Raw genomic sequence first — 21,618 nt, forward strand, 5'->3', positions numbered from 1 at the left:
GACTTAGTTGGCACTAGCTTTACGGAAAGTGGGGGGCATCGGGAAGCCGCCCCGGATCGGACTTTGGTCGTTCATACTTTTGTCAGTGCGGCGCGGGATTTGCCGGGAGGGGAGCGGTTCGGTGCCATCGGTGCGTTTCGCCGAACCGGCGAAACCATCGCTGTGAGGCAGCGGTCACAATCCGCCCATGCGACAGACGATGTCCCATTCCTCGTCCGTGACCGGCTGCACCGAGAGGCGGGAATTGTTGACGAGGATCATCTTTTCGAGGCCGGGCTGCCTCTTGATCTCGTCCAGCGTCACGGGCTTCGGCAGGGCTTTGACGGCCTTCACGTCCACCATGCCGAACTTGCCGCTCTCGTCGGTGTGGTCGGGATAGTACTCCTTGATCACCTCCACGATGCCGACGACCGCCTTGCCCTCGTTGGAATGGTAGAAGAAGCCCCGCTCGCCCAATTTCATCGCCATCAGGTTCTGCTTGGCGACGTGGTTGCGCACCCCGTTCCAGTGCGTGCCCTTGTCGCCTTGCGCGACTTGGTTGTCCCAGGACCAGACGGAGGGTTCGGATTTATAGAGCCAGTGGGCCATGCGGTTACTCAATGCTCGGACTTGATCGGACGGTTCATGAGGGAATCGACGGCTTGGTCCAGGGTCCAGCCGCCGCTGAGGACTTTCTCCACCGCCTCCGAGATCGGCATGTCGATCCCCTTGGCGCGGGCGAGCGTCACCAAGGCCTTGGCGGTCGTGGCGCCCTCCACCAGCTTGCCGCCGGCGGCCTCGTCGGGGGACAGGCCCTGGCCGAGGCGCATGCCGAAGGCGAAGTTGCGCGACTGCGCCGAGGAGCAGGTCAGCACCAGGTCGCCGAGGCCCGACAGCCCCATGAGGGTCTCGGGCGTGCCGCCATAGGCGCGGGCGAAGCGCAGGAGCTCGGCGAAGCCGCGGGCGATGAGCGCCGCCTTGGCGCTCTCGCCGAGGCCGCGCCCGACCACGGCGCCGCAGGCGATGGCCAGCACGTTCTTGGCCGCGCCGCCGATCTCGACCCCGCGGATGTCGGTGCGGTGATAGACGCGCAGGGTGGGGCCGGAGAGGGCGGTGGCGATTCCCTCGGCCAGGGCGGCCTCCTTACAGGCCAGGGTCACGGCGGTGGGCAGGCCGCGCGCCACGTCGTGGGCGAAGCTCGGGCCGGACAGCACCGCGACCGGCGCACCGGGGCGCGCCTCCTCGACCACGTCGCACAGGAAGGCGCCGGTCTCCCGCTCGATCCCCTTGGCGCAGAGCACGAGGGGCGTGGCCGGCGGCAGGAGGCGCGCGAGCGCGGCGGTCATCTCACGGGTGGTCTGGGCCGGAGTCACGAGCAGCACGGATCGGGCCGGGGCGAGATCCGATAGATCGGCGGTGGGGCGGATGCGGTCGTGGAGCCGGATGCCGGGTAGGAAACGCTCGTTGGTGCGCGAGGCGGAAAGCTCCGCCGCCTGCTCGGGCGAGCGCATCCACAGCACCACCTCGTTGCCGGCGGACGCGGCCGCATTGGCGAGCGCCGTGCCCCAGGCGCCAGCCCCGGCAATCCCGATCGGAGCAGGCATCAGGCCTTGGCTCCCGCCTCGTCCCGGCTCGAATCGAGAGGCCAGCGGGCGCGGGCGGGGGCCGTGATGTCGTCGATGAGGCCGAGGCGCATGCGCTCGAGGCCGGCCCAGGCGATCATGGCGCCGTTGTCGCCGCACAGGGCCAGGGGCGGGGCCACGAGGCGAAGCCCCGTCTCCACCGCGAGGCGCTGCAGGGCCTGGCGCATGGCCTGGTTGGCGGCGACGCCGCCCGCCACCACCAGGGCGGCGGGATGGCCCGCGATTTCCCGGAAGGCGCGCAGGCCCACGCGGGTGCGGTCCACCACCACGTCGACCACGGCGGCCTGGAAGCTGGCGCAGAGATCCGCGACGTCGCTCTGGGTCAGCGGCGCGATGCGCTCCGCCTCCAGGCGCACGGCGGTCTTGAGGCCGGAGAGCGAGAAGTTCGGCTCGGGCCGTCCCTGCATGGGGCGGGGCAGGGCGAAGCGTTCCGGGTTGCCCTTGGCGGCTTCCGCCTCCACGTGCGGACCGCCCGGATAGGGCAGGCCCAGGAGCTTCGCCACCTTGTCGAAGGCCTCGCCGATGGCGTCGTCGATGGTGGTGCCGATGCGCACGTAATCGCCGACCCCGCGCACGGCCACGAGCTGGGTATGGCCGCCCGAGGCCAGGAGCAGCAGATAGGGAAAGCCGATCCCGTCGGTGAGCCGCGCGGTCAGCGCATGCGCCTCCAGGTGGTTCACGGCGAGCAGGGGCTTGCGGGTCACGAGGGACAGGGCCTTGGCGGTGGTCAGGCCCACCAGCACCCCGCCGATGAGGCCGGGGCCGGCCGCCACCGCGATGCCGTCGAGGTCCTTGACGGTGCAGCCGGCGGCCTTGAGCGCCCGCGCCACGAGGCGGTCGATCACCTCCACATGGGCGCGCGCCGCGATCTCCGGCACCACGCCGCCGTAGCGGGCGTGCTCGGCGATCTGGCTCAGGACCTCGTTGGAGAGGATCTCGCCCTTGCCGTCGAAGCCGACGCCGACCACCGCCGCGGCGGTCTCGTCGCAGGTGGTCTCAATCCCGAGAATGCGCATGGTCGTGGTGGCGTCCCTTGAGGATACTCTTTCGGGCTTCACGGCCCGCCTGTCCTCCCCCTATAGTCCGCCGCGCCGCACAAGATCAAACGCCGATCGCTCTCAGACAAGGAAACCCAGCCAGAATGGCCGACACATCCACCCTGGTCATCGGAACGCGAGGCAGCCCCCTGGCGCTCGCCCAGGCGCACGAGACGCAGGCCCGGCTGGCGGCGTCCCACGGCTGGACGCCCGAGAGGCTGCCGCTCTCGATCATCAAGACCACCGGCGACGCCATTCAGGACCGGCCCCTGTCGGAGGCGGGCGGCAAGGGATTGTTCACCAAGGAACTCGACATCGCGCTCCTCGACGGCTCCATCGACCTCGCCGTCCATTCGGCCAAGGACCTGCCCACGGCCCTGCCGGAGGGCATCGTCATCGCCGGCTACCTGCCGCGCGAGGACGTGCGCGACGCCTTCATCAGCCGCCGCTACAAGAGCCTGCGCGACCTGCCCCAGGGTGCGGTGGTGGGCTCCGCGTCCCTCAGGCGCCAGGCGGAGATCCGCCGCCTGCGGCCCGACCTCCAGGTCACGCTCCTGCGCGGCAACGTGCAGACGCGCCTCGCCAAGCTCGACCGGGGCGAGGTCGATGCGACGCTTCTCGCCATGGCGGGCCTGCGCCGCCTCGGGCTCACCGACCACGTGACCGCCGTTCTCGACGTGGAGGATTTCCTGCCGGCGGTGGGGCAGGGCGCCATCGCCATCGCCACCCGCGCCGACGACGACCGGGTCCGGCAGGCGGTCGAGACGATTCTCGATGCGCCGACGGGCCATGCGCTCGCCGCCGAACGGGCCTTCCTGACGGTGCTCGACGGCTCGTGCCGCACCCCGATCGCGGGCCATGCGCGGCTCGACGGCGGTGCGCTCGAATTCCGAGGGCTCGTGCTGCGTCCCGATGGCTCCGAGACCCTGGAGGCCGTCCGGCGGGGCGACGCGTCCGATGCCGCCGCCCTCGGGCGCGAGGCCGGGCTCGAGCTGCGCTCGCGCATGCCGGCGGGGTTCCTGAACGCCTGATGCGGGTCCTCGTCACACGCTCGCCCGGCGATGCCGAGCGCACCGCGCGCAAGCTCGCGGCGCTGGGGCACGCGCCCGTCGTCGCCCCCGTCACGCGGATCGTGCCGACGGACGAACCCCGGCCCGTGGAGGGCTGGGATGCCCTCGTGGTCACGAGCGCCCATGCCCGCGACGCCCTAGCCTTGCTGCCCGACAAGGCGCCTCAGGTTTTCGCGGTGGGCCCCCACACGGCCGCCGCCGTGCGGGAGGCCGGTTTCGCCGATGTCGTGGCCGCCGAGGGCGATGCCCGTTCCCTCTCCGGGCTAATCCGGGGCTCCCTGCCGGGCGGCAGGACGCTCCTCCACGTCACCGGACGCCACCACAAGGAGGAGCCGGCCGCTTCGCTCGCGGCGGCGGGTTTCCGGGTCTTGGCCTGGAAGGCCTACGAGGCGCAGCGCGTCGAGGCCCTACCTCCATCGGCGATCGGGGCGCTGCGGACTGGCCAAATCGACGCCGCGCTCCATTATTCCCGAAGGAGCGCCGACATTGTCCTTCGGCTGGCGGAGGAGGCAGGCCTGACACCGACCCTTCGGACCTTTCCCCACCTGTGCCTGTCGGCGGACGTGGCGGCATCCTTCCAAGGTCTCGGAATGGCGACCCTCGCCGCCGCCCGGCCGGACGAGGAGGCGCTCCTTGCTTTGCTGAAGGGCCTCCCGTGACGGTCGGCGCCGCTTCGTCTACGATCCTTCAGTGAAGATCATCGTCGTCCAGGCATGGTCCCGAAAACCGGTGGTTTTTCGGAATGATGCCCCAGACAGGGAACGAAACGCTGCGCTCAAGCTTGCCATATTTGCATCTCAAGAGTGATCCGTGACCGATTCATTTGACCCCAAACGTCCGAAATCCTCCCGCAAGAAGCCCGGGCGCGAGCCGGCGACCATCGACCTGAAGGCGACCGTCGTCGATCCCGGCGCCAAGGGTCCCGGCGTAAACCCGGATGAAACGCAGCCACCGGAACGGAACCCGGCGGCGGAGCCCACGGCCGTGGCCGAGAACGCGGCGGCGGAGCCCTCCGCAACGCTCGATTCGGGGCCGGGAACGGATTCCATCGAAGCCGCAGCGCCCGCTTCGGATGCGCCGGCACAGGACGGTTCAGGTCGGGACACCCTCGGGAAGGACACCCTGGGCCAGGATGCCGCCGGGCAAGACACTCCCTCGCCGCAGGACACTCCCTCGCCGCAGGACATTCCCGTGGCCGAGACGCCGCCCCCGGACAGCCCCGCCTGGGAGAACGCGGCCCGCGACGAGGCCGAGCGGAACGACCCGCAGGGCGCCTCTTCCGGAGCCACGGTGCCCCCGGTCGGCGGGTTCTCGGACGGGCCTTCCCGTGCGGAGCCGGCCCGGCGCAGCAATGTCGGCGCCATGATCGGTTCGGGCCTCCTCGGCGGTCTCGTCGGCGCAGGCCTGCTCTACGGCCTGCAGGAATGGCAGCAGCCCGCCGCACCCGTGCAGCAGAACGATCAGCGCATCGCCCAGCTGGAGCAGCGCATCGGCGCCCTGTCGCAGCAGCAGGGCGGCGCGCCGGCGCAGCCCGCCGATACCGGCCCGCTGGAGGAGCGCCTCGCGGCGGTCGAATCGGCCACGCAATCCTTCGATCAGCGTCTCCAGGCCGCTCAGGGCGCCGCCGAGCAGGCCACCGCCCAGGCCCAGGAAGCCCTGAACCGGCCGTTGCCCGAGGCTCCCGCGCCGCAGAACGAGGCGGCCGTGGGCGAGCTCTCCGCGCGCCTTGCCGGCGTGGAGGACCAGGTCCAGACCGCCCTTCAGCAGGGGCAGCAGATCCAGCAGGTCCAGGCCGGCCTGCAGCAGGTCCAGTCGGATATCGAGCAGGTCCGGGCCGACATGCAGCAGATCCGCGGCGAGATTCAGAACGCGGCCCAGTCCGCCCAGCAGACCGTGGAGGCGCGTGCGGCGGAACTCGAGCGCCGTCTGGCCGAGCAGAACCAGCGCGCCGCCGAGCAGGAGCAGCGCCTTGCCGACCTGTCCCGCCAGGCCACGGAACGGGCCGAGGCGACGACGCAGCCGGCGATCCGCGTCATCCTGGCCGAACGCCTCGGCACCGCGCTGCGGAACGGGGAGCCGTATGCGGACGTTCTGTCCGCCTTGAGGGGCGCGGAGGCCGAGCCCGGCCGGCTCGGCGCCCTCGAACCCTTCGCCGAGCAGGGCGCGCCGACGGCGGCCGAGCTCGCGCAGAGCTTCGAGCCCCTGGCGGCGACGATGGTGCGCGACGAGCGCCCCGCCGACGGAACCTGGGCCGACCGGCTGATGCGCATGGCCGACCGGGTGGTCACCATCCGGCCGGTGGACGCGCCGGAATCCGCCGGCGCCACCGGCACGATCGCCCGGATCCAGCGGGCGCTGGAGCGGGGCAACGTGGCCGAGGCGGTCGCCGCCTGGGAGACGCTGCCCGAGCCGGCGCGGCGCGCCTCCGAGGATTGGGCCCGTCAGGCCAGGGCCCGCGCCGAGGCGGAGGCGGCATCGCAGGCAATCGCCTCCGACGCCGTGACCGCCCTCAACAACCGTACGACGCAGTAAGTAAGGATCTGGCCAGCATGTGGCGCGCTCTCGTCTTTATCGGTCTTCTCTGCCTTGCCGCCTTCGGTGCGGTCTGGCTTGCCGACCGCCCCGGCACGGTCCTGGTCACCTTCGGCGGCTACGAGCTGCAGACCTCGGTCGCGGTGGCGGCCGTCGCGCTGGCGGGCCTCGCGCTTCTGCTCGCGATGATGTGGGCGGCCGTGACCACCATCATGAACCTGCCGTCCCGTCTCAGCTTCGCCTCGAAGGCCCGCCGCCGCGCCCGGGGCTATCAGGCCGTTTCCCGCGGCATGGTGGCGGTCGGCGCGGGCGATCCCATCGCGGCGCGCCGCTATGCGGGCGAGGCCGAGCGCCTGCTGGGCCACGAGCCGCTGACGCTGCTCCTCAAGGCGCAGGCCGCCCAGGTCTCGGGCAACAGGGCCGCGGCGGAGACCGCCTTCAGCCAGATGATGGACGAGGACGAAACCCGCGTGCTCGGCCTGCGGGGCCTCTTCGTGGAGGCGCGCCGGCGCGGCGACAATCTGGCCGCCCGGGAATATGCGTCCGAGGCGGTGCGGATCGCGCCCGCCGCCGCGTGGGCGAGCGACGCCGTTCTCGAGGCGCGCTGCGCCGAAGGCGACTGGCGCGGGGCGCTGGAATCCATCGACCGCCGGGCGTCGCTCGGACTGCTCGACAAGGCCACCGCGAAGCGTCATCGCGCGGTGCTTCTCACCGCCGATGCCCTCGACCGGGCCGAGCGCGATCCGGACGGTGCGCTCAGAAGCAGCCAGGACGCGGTCAAGCTCGCGCCCGATCTCGTGCCCGCCGCGGCCCTTGCCGGAAAGATCCTGTCGCACAAGGGCGACCTGCGCCGCGCCGCCAAGATCGTCGAGGCCGCCTGGCGCAGCCAGCCCCATCCGGATCTCGCGGACGTGTACCTCAACCTGAGGCCCGGCGATTCGGCCCTCGACCGCCTGAAGCGCGCCGAGACCCTGCAGCGGCTGTCGAATCACGCGCCCGAGGGCCAGCTCGCGGTGGCGCGCGCGGCCCTGGAGGCCCGCGAGTTCGAACGGGCCCGCCGTGCCCTCGAACCCCTGCTCGAGGACCGGCCCACCATGCGGGTCTGCCTCCTCATGGCCGATCTGGAACAGGCGGAGCACGGCTCCACCGGCCGCAGCCGCGAATGGCTCGCCCGCGCCACGCGGGCGCCGCGGGATCCGGCCTGGATCGCGGACGGCGTCGTGTCGAACCGCTGGGCGCCGATCTCGCCCGTCACCGGCCGCATCGATGCCTTCGTGTGGCAGGCGCCGCCCGACGTGCTCGTGGCGCCCGAGCTGACCATGAGCGACGATGTCACGGGCGACGTGGACGTGGAGCCCAAGATCCTGCCGCCGATCGTGCCGGACGAGGTCGCGGTCGCTCCCGCAGACGAATCGCCGCAGCCCGCAGAGCCGCAGCCGCCCGAACCGCCCCACACGGAGCAGCCGAAGGTAGAAACCGTCCCCGTTCCGCCCGCGGACGAAGTTGTTCTGGAGCCGGTGAAGAAGGAAACGGCACAGGAGCCCGCCAGCGACAAGCCCACCAACGACAAGCCCGCCGAGCCGGGCCAGCCGCGGCCGGAACCGGTGGTTTTCCCCGCCACGCCGCCCGATGTTCCGAAACTGAAGGAGGCCGGCGGCACCCGGCGCGGATTTTTTCGCTAGGGAAGGCCTTCAAGGCGCGAGCATCCCTTGCCAAGCGCCGGGCTTGGGGTTATGAGGTCGCCCTCTTCGATCGCAAGGTCGCAGCGCCGCAATAGCTCAGCTGGTAGAGCACCTCATTCGTAATGAGGGGGTCGGGGGTTCGAATCCCTCTTGCGGCACCATTCCTTTTTTCCTTGCAAAACAAGGGGCTAGGAGTTAGGCAGGCAAGCCTCCCAGGGCTTGCTGGTTTCCCGGTCTTCTCCGGGAGACGGCGACGGGGAGACAGGCTCCGGACCGCAAGGTCCGAGGCCGGATTAGATTGGTAGTTGGGGCCGTAGCTCAGTTGGGAGAGCGCGTGAATGGCATTCACGAGGTCAGCGGTTCGATCCCGCTCGGCTCCACCAATCTAATGAGGACGTTGGAGTGTGCGGGTGTAGCTCAGGGGTAGAGCACAACCTTGCCAAGGTTGGGGTCGAGGGTTCGAATCCCTTCGCCCGCTCCAAACGAACTGATACGCGGGCGTAGCTCAGTCGGTTAGAGTGCCGGCCTGTCACGCCGGAGGTCGCGGGTTCGAGCCCCGTCGCCCGCGCCACTCAGTTCCTTTCCCGGTTCGTCACCGGTTCATTCCCGACATCGATGATCGAACATGGCAGAAGCAGGTTGCGCTCAAAAGAAGAGCGCCTGTCCGGCTGGCGCTCGAGGTAGGCCGCCTTTCGCGACCAGATCCAGGGAGAGCTACACAATGTGCCCCTCGGGGCACGGAAGAAGGCTGCGCCCGAAGCGTAAACAAATCGTTAACCGGCTTAGGACGAACCCCTGTTCCCGAGGCTCTAGAACCCACGTGCGGCAGTCTGCCTCAACGCCTCATCCTGAGACGATGCTGGAGGTTCGAAGAACGACCGGGTGCTCCCTGGATCACCCTTCGAGACGGCGCTTTGCCTCCTCAGGATGAGGGCTGGAGGCCGGTTTCGATGCGTGAGTGCGACCGGGCTCTCTCTTTCGCATAAATGTAGACTCTGTCGAAGACTCGCCGGAAGCGTCGCGTTGCTCTCCTCCCCCTTGTGGGGAGGAGGTGGAGGTGGGGGTGTGGGCGATAGCCTATGAAGGCATGGCGCCGGCACCCCCACCCTGGCCCTCCCCACAAGGGGGAGGGAAGACCGTTGCGCTGAACACCGCACATCCACGACAGTCGCAACCACTCCCAACCTCATCCTGAGGAGCCGCGCGGCGGCGTCTCGAAGGAGGGTCCGGTTCACTCTGGAGACGCCCTCGTCCTTCGAGACGGTCGCGCGCGATCTCCTCAGGAGAGGCTGCGGGTGTGCGGGACAACCCAACCGGCCGCAACGTTGGATGAGTTTAATCCCAATATAGACAGCTGTTCGCCAAGTAGTCTGAATAGGCGTTCAGGTTACTTGCAGGGAATACGTTCATGATCGTTTTATTCGGAACCACGACATCGAAAAGGACGTTCATTTCCCACGTTTTCTCTGTGATGGAGACTTGAGAAATGCCCAAGAACATCTTGCTGGCGGCAGCCGCCGTCCTGGGCTTCGGAAGCATCATGGCCTCCGGCGCCCCGGCTCAGGCCCAGGTGGGACTCGAGATCGGCCCCGGCGGCGTACGCGTCTACGAGGACCGGCCCCATCGGCCCGTTGTCGAACGTCGTCGTGTCGAGCGTCGCGTCATCGTCGAGGACGAAGGCGAGGATTGCCGGGTGGAGGTGCGTCGCCGCATCAACCGCTTCGGTGAGCGCGAGGTAAGGCGCGTCACGATCTGCGAGTAAGGCGACAGCCTTCGAGAGCAGGCGCGGCCCGACGGGGCGCGCCTGTCTTCACGTTCCGGCTTGCTAGAGCACCACGATGCCGGCGTGCTTGGCCTTGTCGTCGGGCTCCACGTGGATCGTGATGAGGGCGTCCTCGACCTCCGCCTTCAGTGCCCGCTCCAGGCGGTCGCAGATGTCGTGGGCGTCGGTGACGCTCATGGCGCCCGGGACCACGAGATGGAAGTCGATGAAGGTCATGCGCCCGGCATGGCGCGTGCGCAGGTCGTGGGCCTCGATGGCCCCTTCGGCATTGATCGCGATGATCTCGCGCACCCGGTTCAGAACGGTCTCCGGAAGAGCCTCGTCCATGAGCCCGCCGATGCTCTCCTTCATGAGGCTCCAGCCCGACCAGACGATGTTGAGCGCCACGACGATGGCCAGCGCCGGATCGAGCCAGAGCCATCCCGTCACTGAAACCAGCAGCAGGCCGGCGATGACGCCGGCCGAGGTGATCACGTCCGTGAAGAGGTGGCGTCCGTCGGCGGCGAGCGCCGGCGAGCGCAGGCGGCGTCCCTGCCGGATCAGCACCTGGGCCCAGACCGCATTGATGGTGCTGGCGACCGCGTTGACGGCGAGACCTTCCATCGGCGCATCGATCGCGCGAGGGTCCAGGAGTGCAAAATAGGCCTCCCGCAGAATCGCCAAGGCCGCCACGATGATCAGCACGCCTTCGAGCACGGCCGAGAAATACTCGACCTTGTGGTGGCCGTAGGGGTGGTTGGCGTCGGCGGGCTGGGCGCTCAGGCGCACGGCCAGGAAGGCCGCGATCGCGGTCACCACGTTGATGACGCTCTCCAGGGCATCCGAATAGAGCGCAATGCTGCCCGTGAGGTAATAGGCAGCATATTTCAGGACGAAAACGACGGTTCCGACGAAAATGCTGCCGATGGCAAGTTTCTGGATCTTGTCCATGGCATCGCAGGGCAAAACGGGTCAGCGGGAAAGACGGAGGCGACCTTATAAAGCCGGCGGCTCAGGCCGCAAGGCATTGTTTCTCTTTGCAAATGGCTCGCAAAAGCACTCGCGGCGGCCAAGCCGCTGTGCCTGAAAGCGATCCGTTCCCGAAGGCCCTCAGGCGATCCTGGCAAAACGCGCCGCCAGCCGGTCGTAATAGCCCGCAAGGGAGGGAGCCAGGGTCCGGCAGCGTTCGACGAGCCTGGCCGCGTCCTCCATCTCGCCGGCGCGCAGGCTCGCGAGGAGGCGGGGATGCAGGTCCTCGAGCTCGGCAACCGCCGGATCGGCTCTCCCGTCCGCCGGCGCGACGACCGTGTAGATGGCGGATTCGGTGGCGCGCCCGCGCACGGCGATGCGGTCGAGCTCGATCAGCACGTAATGGTTCCGCACCGCCTCCGCGGTGGCCGGACCGAGGATGAGCGAGACGCCGAACTCCTTCGACAGGCTCTCCAGGCGCGAGGCGAGATTCACCGCGTCGCCGAGGACGGAATAGTCGTAGCGCCAGCGGGAGCCCACATTGCCGACGACGCAATCGCCCGTGTTGATGCCGACGCCCACCGCGAAGCTGGGGGCGTTCTCGCCCTCCTCGCGGCGCAGGGTCCGGTTCAGCTCTCCCACCGCCTCCATCATCCCGAGCGCCGCGCGCACGGCGCGCAGGGGATGGTCCGGATTGCGCAAGGGGGCGTTCCAGAACGCCATCACGCAGTCGCCCATATACTTGTCGATAGTGCCGCGCTCGGCCAGCACGGCTCCCGACAGGGCGTCGAGCAGGCGGTTGATCAGCGTGGTGAGCCGCTCGGGCTCGTCCTTGAGCCGCTCGGACATGCTCGTGAAGCCGCGCACGTCGCAGAACAGGATCGTGAGGTTCCGGCGCTCCCCGCCCAGCTTCAGCGCACTCGGGTCGCGGGCGAGCTGCGCCACCAGTTCCGGCGCGAGATAGCGGGAAAAGGCTTCCGAGACCGCGTGGCGCAGCTGCCGCTCGCGGATGAAGTCCAGGCCGAAGCGGGCGCCGAAGACGCCGAGCGCCGCCCCCACCGGCAGGGCCGGAGGCGCCCAGATGCGGCCGAAGCGCAGGAGCGCCCAGGCTCCCACGAGAAGCGAAGCGATTCCGAGAACGGCCAGGAAGCCCGCCCGCCTGGACATGCCCCGCAGACAGAGCGCGGCGGCCAGCAGGGCCGAGAGGACGATGAGCCCGGCCATGGCGAGACGGGAGACCGGCACCGCGTAAAGGCCGTGGCGCAGGTTGTCGAGGATCGTCGCCTGAACCTCGACGCCCGCGGTCAGATTGCCGGTGGTCAGGGTATAGGCGGTGGGAAAGGTGTCGGGGGCGCCGGTATCGGTCGAGGTCGCGGCCTTCAGGCTCAGGCCGATGAAGACCGTCTGGCCCCGGAGGCGCCCGGGCGGCAGGAAGGTCTCGGGGTCGAGGGCTTGGTAATAGGAGATTGTCGGGTAGGTCCGGGGCGGTCCGAAATACTGGATCAGCGCCCCCTCCGGCGGCGGAGCGACGGGGGTTCCCGCCAGGCGCAGGGCCTCGGCGGCGAAACCGTCGGGTCCACGGGGCATGAGGCGCAGATAGGCGTCGCCGTCGAGATCGACGGAGGTCACGCCGGGGACGGCACCGGCATCGAGAAAGGGGTCGACGGGATTGACCCGGGTGGTCTGGACGCCCTGGTCGAGAAGGGTCGTCACGTCGTCCGATGCCAGCACGACATCCGGACCGAGGGCGGATGCGAGCGCCCGGTCCGCCTCTTCGGTGGAGGGTTCGGAGAAGATGATGTCGAAGGCGATGACCTTGGCGCCCGCCCGGCGCAGGCTTTCGATGAGCTGCGCGTGCAGGCTGCGCGGCCAGGGCCAGCGCTGCCCCACCTCGGAGAAGGAGGGCTCGTCGATGGCCACGATCACCGCGCCCGGCTGCGGGGGCAGGGGCGGCGCGATGGTCGAGAAGATGTCGTAGAGCCGCCCCTCGACGAGGTGGAACGGCTTGAAGAACGAGACCGGGACGAGCAGGGCTGCGATGAGCCCCGCCATCGCGAAGTGGCGCCAGACCGAATCGTGGCGCCCGTCTCCGTCTTCCGCCGAGCGGCTCTCGGTCACGTCAGAAACGCGCCTTGATGCTCGCAGCGACGGTTCTTCCGGGACCCGGAATGGAGGGTGCGAGCTCGTATCCCCGGTCGAACAGGTTGAGCACCGTCACGCCCAGGAGCAGCCGCCGGTCAGGCGTCTCCCAGGTGACGGAGGCGTCCGTCGTCCAGTAATCGTCGAGCGGCGCACCGGCAATGTTGCCTGCGATGTCTCCGAGGAAGGTCTGTGCCAGGGTCACCTTGAGGCGGCTCGGATGGACGAAGGTGACGCCGGCGCGGGCGAAGCGCTCCGCCACGTAAGGAACCGGCAACCCATAGACGTTGCCGGAGCGGATCTCCGACGAGGCGGCGCCGACCGTGCCGAACACGCCGATGCCATGGCCCAGCCAGAGATTGGCCGTCGCGGCCACCCGCTCGATCTTCGCCTCGTCGATGGGGATCGTGTCGAAGCTTTCCGGAATCGGAAGGCTCAACGAGGTCACGTCCTGCCGCTGGTATTCCACCGACGTGAAGAAGCGATCCGACCATTCCGCGTCCCAGCGCAGGGCGAGCGTGTCGGTCCTCCCGCCGACCCCCACGGGGAGGGCGTTCGGGAGGAGACCGACCGTCGTCAGCGGCGCGAGGGTGGATGTGGCCGGCAGGGACACGTCGCTGCGGTAGGCGGCCCGCAGCCAGTGTCCTTCGAAGGGCGAGACGCCGATGCCCATGCGGGGCAGGGCGTACATGTCCGAAGGCTCGTTCTCGATGTCGAGCGAAAGGCCCTCGATCCCAGCCTGCGCCTCGAACCAGTCGTTGGGGCGCCAGAAGGCGTCCGCATAGAGCCGCCCGCCGTCGAACGAGGCGTCGCCGCCTTCCGACGGAAGGACGACGCCGTTGAGGCGCCTGTCGACCTGGGCCTTCGTCTCGCCCACGAAGCCCTCGGCTCCATAGCGGAAGGTGAGGTTGTCGAGGCCGAACATGTGGCTCAGGGCGACAAGGGTCGCGTTCGAGCGGGTCCGCCGGTTCTGGAGCAGCTCGAAGAGGGAAAGATTCTCGTCGAAGCCGACGATCTGTTCCCCGATCCGGTCTTCGCTGCGGGCGGCGAAGACGGCGGCCGTGAGCACGTTGCGGTATCCGAAGGTGTGGCTCCAGCCGGCGCCGAGCTGATACTCCGTCGTGTCCCTCATGGCCGCCGTGGCCTGCGTCGGAAATTCGAGGGTGATGGATCCGGGTTCGAGCCTCGCCAGGGTTCCGAAGGCCAGGAACCGGTCGGCGGCGGAGGGAGCCGCTCCGATGAAGAGGGCCGCGTTGTCGAGCCTCTCGTCGTCGAACGAATAGGGCCCGTTGGTCCGCAGGCGTCCCGCCGTGAAGGAGAATGCCGTCGGCACCGGCTCGTTGGAGAAGCCGTTGACCGTCGCGGTCGACTGCCAGCCGATCCGGCCTTCCTGGGAAATGATGCTCCCGCCGATTTCCGCGTCGAGGAACGGGCGCCGCAGGAGGTCGATCCGGCCGATGCGGCCGCCTGCCGCGAGCGGATCGAGAAGCAGGCCCTGAACGATGAGATTGAAGGCGGAGAGGCCGGGATCGGCGCCGGTCTCCACGCTCGAAAGGCTGGGCTCTCCGCTGAGGACATTGGCGCGGACGTTCGCGGCCTGATCGAAATAGCTCGATGACGCGAACGGATCGAAGGTGCGGTCGCCGTAGAAGCGCCCCCATTCGTGCAGGCCGATGAACCGGTAGGCGTCGGCCGGGTAGGATCCGCTTTGCCGGTTGGCCGACAGGCCGGCATAGTCGCCGCCGCGGGCCCGGGAGCGCTTCACGGCCTCGCGGGCGAAGCGGACGGCATCGTCGGCCCGGTACTGGTCCAGGGCGATGGCGGTGCGCACGATCGACGTCACGGGATCGTTCGGGTCGAGCCGGTTCGCATTGTCGAGGGCCTGGTCGGCGAGCTCGACCTCCCCGTTCTGGTAATAGGCGACGGCGGCGGCCACGAGACCGTTGGAATAGGCCGGGTTCGCCGCCGATCCGGCCAGGATCGACTCGATGGCGCCGGGAAGATCGCCCTTCTGCAGGAGGTAGCGACCCCGCGCGATGTAGGCGACGTGAAACTCGGGATCGAGATCGAGGGCCTTTTCGACCAGCGCCCCGGCCTCCTCGACCCGGCTTTGGTCGAGCAGGTGGATGGCGAGATTGCCATAGGCGATCGGGTCCTCCGGATCGGCCTCGATCGCCTTCCGGAAGGCCGCCTCCGCCTCAAGGGGGGCGTCGAGTTCCGCCTGCACCATGCCGATCTCGTTCCAGATGTCGGCATTGCCCGGAGCCGCTTCGGCGGCCTGATAGAGATCGGCCAGCGCCCCCTTCCGGTCGCTCTCGAGATCCGCCTTGATGCGGCCGCTCATGGCCAGCACCAGATGGTCGCCGGGATCGACCGAACGCGCACGCTCCACGGATGCGCGCATCTCGTCGTGGCGATTGAGCGCGAGCGACAGTTGCGCGGAGAAGATGGCGAGCCGCGTATCGTTCGGGAATTGCTTCTCCGCCTGCTTTGCGAGTTCGGCGGCGACGTTCAGGTCCTGCTTGAACCCGGCCACGAAGGCATTCGCGAGAGCCGCGTCGGCGCTGCTCCGGCCGGTTCTCGGCTCCGTCAGGGCACGTTTGGGATCTGCCAGGGAAGCGGCGATGTAGCGGCCATAGGCCGCCGTCACGCGCCGGGTCGAATCCACGCCCCGTTCGGCGCGGGCCAGCAGGGCGACGGCGTCGCTCCACCGGCGCTCCCGTCCCGCGATCAGTCCCTCGACGAGATCGGCGCGGGCGCGCTGAGATGCCGTCAGCCTGTGCTGGCGGACCTGGGCGAGAGCCTCGGTCGCAATCCGCCGATTGGCGTTGGTGATGGTCACCTCGGCAAGGTTCAGCCAGTCCTCGACGCGCCGCGCCTCCGGAGGAATGGCCAGAACGCGAGCGCGTTCCGCGCGGCGGGCAGCGCCGCGCAGGGGGCTCGCCGGCAGCCAGGTGAAGCCGTCGCGCAGAGTCAGATAGAACAGCATCTGCTCGCGGTCGTTCGGCCGGACGAGGATGAACTTGGTCGGGGCCTGGCCGATGGCCGCCACGGCGCCTTCGCCTTGGCGGACCGTGACGGAGCCCTGCGGGTTCGACAGCTCCACCACGCCTTCGAGCACGATCAGCGAGGTCTTGCCCGAGCCGTCCACCGACAGGGACCAGTCGGTCCCGCGGATGGCCGCCACGGCCGCCGGGGTCTTGACGTCGACGCCGGTGCCGCCGCGATTGGCGCGGGCCCAGATGTTGCCGGCCTGGAGGTTGAGCTGCGTCGCCCCGTTGCCGGGTCCGGCGACGTCGTTCACGGTCAGGGTCGAGTTGCGTCCGACGCGGATCTGGGTCTGGTCGGCGAACAGAATGGCCAGGTTGCCGATCGTGTTTGTGCGCAGCACGTCGCCGCCCAGGAGGTCCTGCCGGATCTCCGCGGCCCGCCAAGTCTCTTCGCGGGTGAAGCGCAGTTCCTCGCCGCCCTTGGCGGCGACGATGGAGCCGGCCGGGGGAGCCGCTCGCGGGACGGGGGACTGCGCCTGCGCCGCGGCCAAAGAAAGAGCCATGGCGCTGGTGGCGACCAGAAACCGGAGAGAACAGGCGTGCATAGGAAGATCGACTTTAAAGTTACAACATACCCGGGCTAAGCCAACCTTAGCAGGGATAACATAACTTCAAAGCGAATTCCGCAGCGAAATGCCGTGTTTTACGGCACACCGTGAACGCCGCGGCGAAAAAGGAGGGGTGTGCAGCCCTCAGACGGCGGTGCTGCGCGCCATCAGAAGCTTCTGCTTCAGATCGTTCTGCGCGAAGGGCTTCTGCAGCACGGGACGGTCGCGGAAAGTGTCGCGGATGCCGGCGCTGCCGTACCCGGTCGAGAAGACGAACGGGATCGAGCGCTGGGCGAGGGCCTCGGCGACCGGGTAGATCGGCTCGCCGGCGACGTTCACGTCCAGGATGGCGAGGTCGACCTTTTCGCGCGAGACGGCATCGAGGGCCGCAGACAGCCGGGCCGCGGGGCCGATGACCTCGCAACCGAAGTCGAGCAGCATGTCCTCCAGAAGAAGGGAGATTGCCGCTTCATCCTCGACGACGAGAATCCGAAGGCCATTGAGGTCGCCGCTGGTTACGCTTTCGGTCACAGGTCCACTTTCTTCCACGAATGGCTCCGCAAGGGTGTTACGGCAGCCCGAATCAACCGCTTCTATCATCCCCCCGACGCACTGCGAAAGTGCGACGGAAGACTCAAGGACCGAGAGCTAGCCGGCCGTCGTTGAATTTAGGGTGAACGATCCCAGTTGCAAAGGTCCGGAAGAGCTTGACTTTACTCGGGAAAGCGATGGCGGGGCACCAGGTCGCTTCACGGCCCCGGTGCGACTCTTCGCCTTGGCCCTGGCCCGGTTCCGCCGCCGGGATCCGGGGCAGGATCCGGGGACGGAAGCCTTCGTGCATACAGGCCATTCGGCAGGAGCCTCTTGCGGAGAATGCCGTCCCGCCCGAATAATCCGCCCCATGTCCGCGATCCCCCGTCCGCATCACGCTTCCACCCTGTCCGCTGCCGCCCTGTTCTCCCGTGGGGCCGATACTCAGACGAATCCCGCTCCGGATGGCGCCCATGGCTAGGGCTCAGGCGCGCCGCTCGCGAAAGGCGCCGGTCCTCGTCGTCCTGCACCAGGAGCACTCGACCCCCGGAAGGGTCGGGCGTCTCCTGCAGGAGCGCGGCCATCCCCTCGACATCCGCCGGCCCCGGTTCGGCGATCCGCTGCCCGAAACCCTGGCGGACCATGCCGGCGCGATGATCTTCGGCGGACCGATGAGCGCCAACGACCCCGACGACTTCATCAAGGCCGAGATCGACTGGATCCGCGTGCCCTTGAAGGAGAAGAAGCCCTTTCTCGGCCTCTGCCTGGGGGCGCAGATGCTCGCCAGGCACCTCGGCGCCGGGGTCTGGGCGCATCCGGACGGCCGGGCGGAGATCGGCTATTATCCGCTGCTCCCGACGCCGGCCGGGCAGGCCTTCGGCGAGAGCCTCGGCGCGCCCTGGCCGACGCATGTCTATCACTGGCACCGGGAAGGCTTCGATTGCCCGACGGGCGCCGACACCCTCGCCACGGGCGACGATTTCCCGACTCAGGCCATCCGGGTGGGGGACGCGGCCTTCGGCCTCCAGTTCCACCCGGAGGTGACCCACGCGATGATGTGCCGGTGGACCGTCGTGGCCGCCGAGCGTCTGGAAATGCCCGGGGCTCAGGACCGCATCCGCCAGATCGACGGCCGCTTTCAGCACGACCCCTACGTGGCGCGCTGGCTCGACATGTTCCTCGATCACTGGCTCGCCGAGAAGAACTGAGAGCCGGAGATGAATAGCCCCGTTCTACAGAGCGAGCGCTTGTGCTTCCACCCTTGGGATCCGGAGGATTTTCCGCTGCTGGCCGTCCTGCACGGCGACCGAGAGGTGCAGCACTTCCTGCAGATGGGCGATCCGCCATGGGACGAGCCTTATCTGCGGGCGAAGTTCCATGGCTTCCTGGCCGATTACGAAGCCCATGGCTGGACGAAGTTCAAGGTCACGGACAAGGACGGGATCTTCCTCGGCCGTGCCGGGTTCGGGTGCTTTGGCCCGACCGGGGAGCTCGAACTTGGCTACAGCTTCAAGCGCCCGCTCTGGGGGCGGGGCTACGCGACGGAAGCGGCCGCAGCGCTGCTGGCTTGGATCTACCGGGTCGAGCCCGTCGATCACGTCATCGGCTTCGCGGTGGCCGAGCACGGGGCCTCCCGCAGGGTTCTGGAGAAGGCCGGCATGTCCTTCACGGGCATCCGTGACGTCGACGGCATTCCCAACGCCTTCTACCGGCACGATCGCCCGGCCTAACCTCAGGTCGCGTCGAACTCGAACGGCGAGACGCCGCGCTTCATCTCGTCGACGATCAGGGCGTGCATGAGCGGCGGGGCGGCCCGCTGCGGGCAGGCGACACGCTCGCACAGGCGGCAGTTGATGCCGATGGGGGTCGGGTCCGGCGCCGACAGGTCGAGGCCGCGGGCATAGACGAGCCGGTGGGCGTATTTCAGTTCGCAGCCGAGGCCCACGACGAAATGCGGGTCGGGCATGCCCCAGGGATTGAAGGCGCGCTTGACCGAGCGGGCGACGGAGAACCAGCGCGAGCCGTCCGGCAGTTCGACGATCTGCGTCACCACCTGTCCGGGCGTGCGGAAGGTGGTGTGGAGGTTCCACAAGGGGCAGGTGCCGCCGAACTGCGAGAACGGGAACCGCCCCGACGAGAAGCGCTTGGAGACGTTCCCGGCCGAATCGACCCGCACCAGGAAGAACGGGATGCCCCGTGCTCCGGGCCGCGCGAGGGTGGTGAGCCGATGCGCCACCTGCTCGAAGCTCGCGCCGAAGCGGGCGCCCAGCACCTCCACGTCGTATCCGAGCGCCTCCGCCGCCGCGTGGAACTTGCCGTAGGGCATCATCAGCGCGCCGGCGAAGTAATTGCCGAAGGAGACGCGCAGGAGGCGTCGCGCCGGCCCGTCCTCGGGCTCGAGCCGCGCCGCCAGGGCATCGATGGCGCCGCGCATCTCCGCGAAGGCGAGCTGGTAGGCGGCCTGGAAGGTGCGGCCCGAGGGATCGACCAGCTCGGAAATCAGGAGCTGGCGCCGGTGATGATCGAAGCGGCGCAACGAATCCGGCATCACGTCGATGGGCATGATCCGCACGCGGATGCTGTGCTTGGCGTGCAGCCGCTCCGCGATGGCGTAGAACGGCTCGTGCCCCGTCAGGGCGAGGTCGGAGGCGAGCGTCTCCGCGGCCTCGTCGAGCTCGGGAAAATGGTTCTTGGCTTCGTGGATGAGGTGCCTCACCCGGTCGACCGGGTTGTCCTGCGGCGCGTCCTCGGCCCGGTCGCGGTCGCTCAGGCGGGGCGTGAGCGCCTCGCTGGCGCCGCGCAGGGAAAGATAGGCCCGGTAGAGACGGTTGACCGCGTCCACCAGGGTCGGGGCGCTTTCCACCGTCTCGCGCAGTTCGAGGCGCGAGACCGGCGCGCTGCGGAAGAGGGGATCGGCGAAGACTTCGTCGAGCTCCGAGACGGTGCGCTCGTGATCGTCCGTGGCGAATTCCCGGGGATCGAGGGAATAGGCATGGGCGAGGCGGATGAGGACCTGCGCGGTGATCGGGCGCTGGTTGCGCTCCATCAGGTTCAGATAGCTCGGCGACAGCCCGAGCTCCTCGGCCATGCGGGCCTGGCTGAGATTGCGCTCCCGCCGCAGGCGCTTGAGGCGCGGGCCGACAAAAAGCTTTCTGGACTCATCCATTTGTAAACATCTTTACAGATTTACTTGTCTATTCGTGTCGCGTTGTGACAACTCGACTTTTCTTCCCGAAACATACGTTGAAACAAAGGCTTCTTCAGCGATTAATACTGACAGAAGCTCTGCCGATACCACGAGATTGTGGGCCGCAGACCTCACTTGTCAATGAATGTAAACGGAAGGATGAGACAATGACAGCGCAGACGCCCCCGGGTTCGCTCCACGATCTGGTGCCCTCCGCCCCCGCCGGCCGGTTCGACGGCATCCGCCGTCCCTACTCGGCGGACGACGTGCTTCGGCTGCGCGGGTCCTTCCCCATCGCCCACACGCTCGCGGAGCGCGGCGCCCAGCGCCTGTGGCAGCTCCTGCACGAGCACCCCTACGTGCATTCCCTCGGCGCCATGACCGGCAACCAGGCCATGCAGATGGCCCGTGCGGGGCTGGAGGCGATCTATCTGTCCGGCTGGCAGGTGGCCGCGGATTCGAACGTGGCCGGCGCCATGTATCCGGACCAGTCGCTCTACCCGGCCAATTCGGGCCCCGAGCTGTGCCGCCGGATCAACCGCACCCTGCAGCGCGCCGACCAGATCGAGCACGCGGAGGGCGGCGCGAATCGGGACTGGTTCCTGCCCATCGTGGCCGATGCCGAAGCGGGATTCGGCGGGCCGCTCAACACCTTCGAGATCATGAAGGCCTATATCGAGGCCGGCGCCGCGGGCGTGCATTTCGAAGACCAGCTCGCCTCCGAGAAGAAGTGCGGGCATCTGGGCGGCAAGGTGCTGATCCCGACCTCCGCCCACGAGCGCAACCTGACCGCCGCGCGCCTCGCCGCCGACGTGATGGGCACCTCGACCCTGATCATGGCCCGCACGGACGCGGAATCGGCCAAGCTCATCACCTCGGACGTGGACGAGCGCGACCGCCCCTTCATCGAGCCCGACAGCCGCACGCCGGAAGGCTTCTACCGCCTCAAGGACGGCACCGGCCTCGACCATTGCATCGCCCGCGGCCTGGCCTATGCGGAACTCGCCGACCTGCTGTGGTGGGAGACCTCGCACCCGGATCTCGACGATGCGCGCAAATTCGCGGAGGCGATCCACAAGCGCTATCCGGGCAAGCTCCTGGCCTATAACTGCTCGCCGTCCTTCAACTGGAAGAAGAAGCTCGACGACGCCACCATCGCCAAGTTCCAGCGCGAGCTCGGCGCCATGGGCTACAAGTTCCAGTTCGTGACGCTCGCCGGCTTCCACCAGCTCAACTACGGCATGTTCGACCTGGCGAGCGGCTACCGCGACCGCGGCATGGGCGCCTATTCGGAACTCCAGGCGGCCGAATTCGCGGCGGAAGCCGACGGCTACACGGCCACCCGCCACCAGCGCGAGGTCGGCACCGGCTATTTCGACCAGGTTTCGCTGGCGATCACGGGCGGCAAGTCCTCGACGACCGCCATGAGCGATTCCACCGAGACCGCGCAGTTCCACTCGGCCACGAAGCTTCAGGCGGCCGAGTAAGC

At 68.7% G+C, this 21,618-nt stretch carries 16 protein-coding genes and 4 tRNA genes; 12 read left to right on the forward strand and 8 right to left on the reverse strand.

Annotated elements, in window-relative coordinates:
* Positions 1 to 174: 174 nt before the first annotated feature.
* Genes ACFOYU_RS01485 through tsaD form a run of 3 tightly spaced genes read right to left on the reverse strand, consistent with a single transcriptional unit; the run spans position 175 to position 2,638 of the window.
* Entirely contained in the window at positions 175 to 588 is a 414-nt protein-coding gene (locus ACFOYU_RS01485; protein WP_377032174.1) for an EVE domain-containing protein, read from the reverse strand.
* Positions 589 to 596: 8 nt separating this feature from the next.
* Positions 597 to 1,583 (reverse strand): NAD(P)H-dependent glycerol-3-phosphate dehydrogenase, encoded by a 987-nt coding sequence (locus ACFOYU_RS01490; protein ID WP_377032175.1) that lies wholly within the window; start codon positions 1,581 to 1,583, stop codon positions 597 to 599.
* Positions 1,583 to 2,638, reverse strand: a complete 1,056-nt coding sequence (gene tsaD / locus ACFOYU_RS01495; protein WP_226738177.1) for a tRNA (adenosine(37)-N6)-threonylcarbamoyltransferase complex transferase subunit TsaD — start codon at positions 2,636 to 2,638, stop codon at positions 1,583 to 1,585. The genes ACFOYU_RS01490 and tsaD overlap by 1 nt, the downstream gene beginning before the upstream one ends.
* Positions 2,639 to 2,763: 125 nt before the next feature.
* On the opposite strand from tsaD, the gene hemC reads away from it, so the two are divergent.
* The 9 genes from hemC to ACFOYU_RS01540 all read left to right on the forward strand — a co-directional run bounded on the left by hemC (position 2,764) and on the right by ACFOYU_RS01540 (position 9,705).
* The gene (gene hemC / locus ACFOYU_RS01500; RefSeq protein WP_377032176.1) at positions 2,764 to 3,690 is read left to right on the forward strand and encodes a hydroxymethylbilane synthase; all 927 of its coding nucleotides are present in this window, start codon (positions 2,764 to 2,766) and stop codon (positions 3,688 to 3,690) included.
* Complete coding sequence (locus ACFOYU_RS01505; protein WP_377032177.1) at positions 3,690 to 4,388, forward strand: uroporphyrinogen-III synthase; 699 nt, start codon at positions 3,690 to 3,692, stop codon at positions 4,386 to 4,388. The genes hemC and ACFOYU_RS01505 overlap by 1 nt, the downstream gene beginning before the upstream one ends.
* Before the next feature lie 151 nt (positions 4,389 to 4,539).
* On the forward strand, positions 4,540 to 6,261 hold the full coding sequence (locus tag ACFOYU_RS01510; RefSeq protein ID WP_377032178.1) for a hypothetical protein: 1,722 nt from the start codon (positions 4,540 to 4,542) through the stop codon (positions 6,259 to 6,261).
* A 17-nt stretch (positions 6,262 to 6,278) separates the two neighbouring features.
* Entirely contained in the window at positions 6,279 to 7,943 is a 1,665-nt protein-coding gene (locus ACFOYU_RS01515) for a heme biosynthesis HemY N-terminal domain-containing protein (protein WP_377032179.1), read from the forward strand.
* 85 nt (positions 7,944 to 8,028) lie between these two features.
* Positions 8,029 to 8,104: transfer RNA gene (locus ACFOYU_RS01520), tRNA-Thr, on the forward strand.
* A 146-nt stretch (positions 8,105 to 8,250) separates the two neighbouring features.
* Positions 8,251 to 8,326: transfer RNA gene (locus tag ACFOYU_RS01525), tRNA-Ala, on the forward strand.
* 23 nt (positions 8,327 to 8,349) lie between these two features.
* Positions 8,350 to 8,424, forward strand: a tRNA-Gly gene (locus ACFOYU_RS01530).
* 13 nt (positions 8,425 to 8,437) lie between these two features.
* Positions 8,438 to 8,514: transfer RNA gene (locus ACFOYU_RS01535), tRNA-Asp, on the forward strand.
* A gap of 915 nt (positions 8,515 to 9,429) precedes the next feature.
* Positions 9,430 to 9,705, forward strand: a complete 276-nt coding sequence (locus tag ACFOYU_RS01540; RefSeq protein WP_226737917.1) for a hypothetical protein — start codon at positions 9,430 to 9,432, stop codon at positions 9,703 to 9,705.
* 63 nt (positions 9,706 to 9,768) lie between these two features.
* Here ACFOYU_RS01540 and ACFOYU_RS01545 read toward each other — a convergent pair whose 3' ends face one another.
* From ACFOYU_RS01545 to ACFOYU_RS01560, 4 genes are all read right to left on the reverse strand, one after another.
* Entirely contained in the window at positions 9,769 to 10,656 is an 888-nt protein-coding gene (locus tag ACFOYU_RS01545) for a cation diffusion facilitator family transporter (protein ID WP_377032180.1), read from the reverse strand.
* A gap of 159 nt (positions 10,657 to 10,815) precedes the next feature.
* A complete protein-coding gene (locus ACFOYU_RS01550) occupies positions 10,816 to 12,792 on the reverse strand; it encodes a CHASE2 domain-containing protein (RefSeq protein WP_377032181.1) in 1,977 nt (658 codons plus the stop codon).
* A 1-nt stretch (position 12,793) separates the two neighbouring features.
* Positions 12,794 to 16,408: a FecR domain-containing protein gene (locus ACFOYU_RS01555; RefSeq protein WP_377032182.1), complete on the reverse strand. Its 3,615-nt coding sequence runs from the start codon at positions 16,406 to 16,408 to the stop codon at positions 12,794 to 12,796.
* Positions 16,409 to 16,555: 147 nt separating this feature from the next.
* Positions 16,556 to 16,942 (reverse strand): response regulator, encoded by a 387-nt coding sequence (locus tag ACFOYU_RS01560; protein ID WP_226737909.1) that lies wholly within the window; start codon positions 16,940 to 16,942, stop codon positions 16,556 to 16,558.
* A 473-nt stretch (positions 16,943 to 17,415) separates the two neighbouring features.
* Here ACFOYU_RS01560 and ACFOYU_RS01565 point away from each other — a divergent pair, with 473 nt between their 5' ends.
* Positions 17,416 to 18,150 (forward strand): glutamine amidotransferase, encoded by a 735-nt coding sequence (locus ACFOYU_RS01565; RefSeq protein WP_377032183.1) that lies wholly within the window; start codon positions 17,416 to 17,418, stop codon positions 18,148 to 18,150.
* Positions 18,151 to 18,159: 9 nt separating this feature from the next.
* A complete protein-coding gene (locus tag ACFOYU_RS01570; protein WP_226737905.1) occupies positions 18,160 to 18,672 on the forward strand; it encodes a GNAT family N-acetyltransferase in 513 nt (170 codons plus the stop codon).
* A gap of 2 nt (positions 18,673 to 18,674) precedes the next feature.
* Here ACFOYU_RS01570 and ACFOYU_RS01575 read toward each other — a convergent pair whose 3' ends face one another.
* On the reverse strand, positions 18,675 to 20,108 hold the full coding sequence (locus ACFOYU_RS01575; protein WP_226737903.1) for a short-chain fatty acyl-CoA regulator family protein: 1,434 nt from the start codon (positions 20,106 to 20,108) through the stop codon (positions 18,675 to 18,677).
* A gap of 188 nt (positions 20,109 to 20,296) precedes the next feature.
* Between ACFOYU_RS01575 and aceA the strand changes: the two genes are divergently transcribed.
* Positions 20,297 to 21,616, forward strand: a complete 1,320-nt coding sequence (gene aceA / locus ACFOYU_RS01580) for an isocitrate lyase (RefSeq protein ID WP_377032184.1) — start codon at positions 20,297 to 20,299, stop codon at positions 21,614 to 21,616.
* Positions 21,617 to 21,618 lie beyond the last annotated feature (2 nt).

The sequence above is a fragment of the Microvirga sp. GCM10011540 genome (assembly GCF_042650665.1).
In the GTDB taxonomy this organism is placed as follows: domain Bacteria; phylum Pseudomonadota; class Alphaproteobacteria; order Rhizobiales; family Beijerinckiaceae; genus Microvirga; species Microvirga lenta.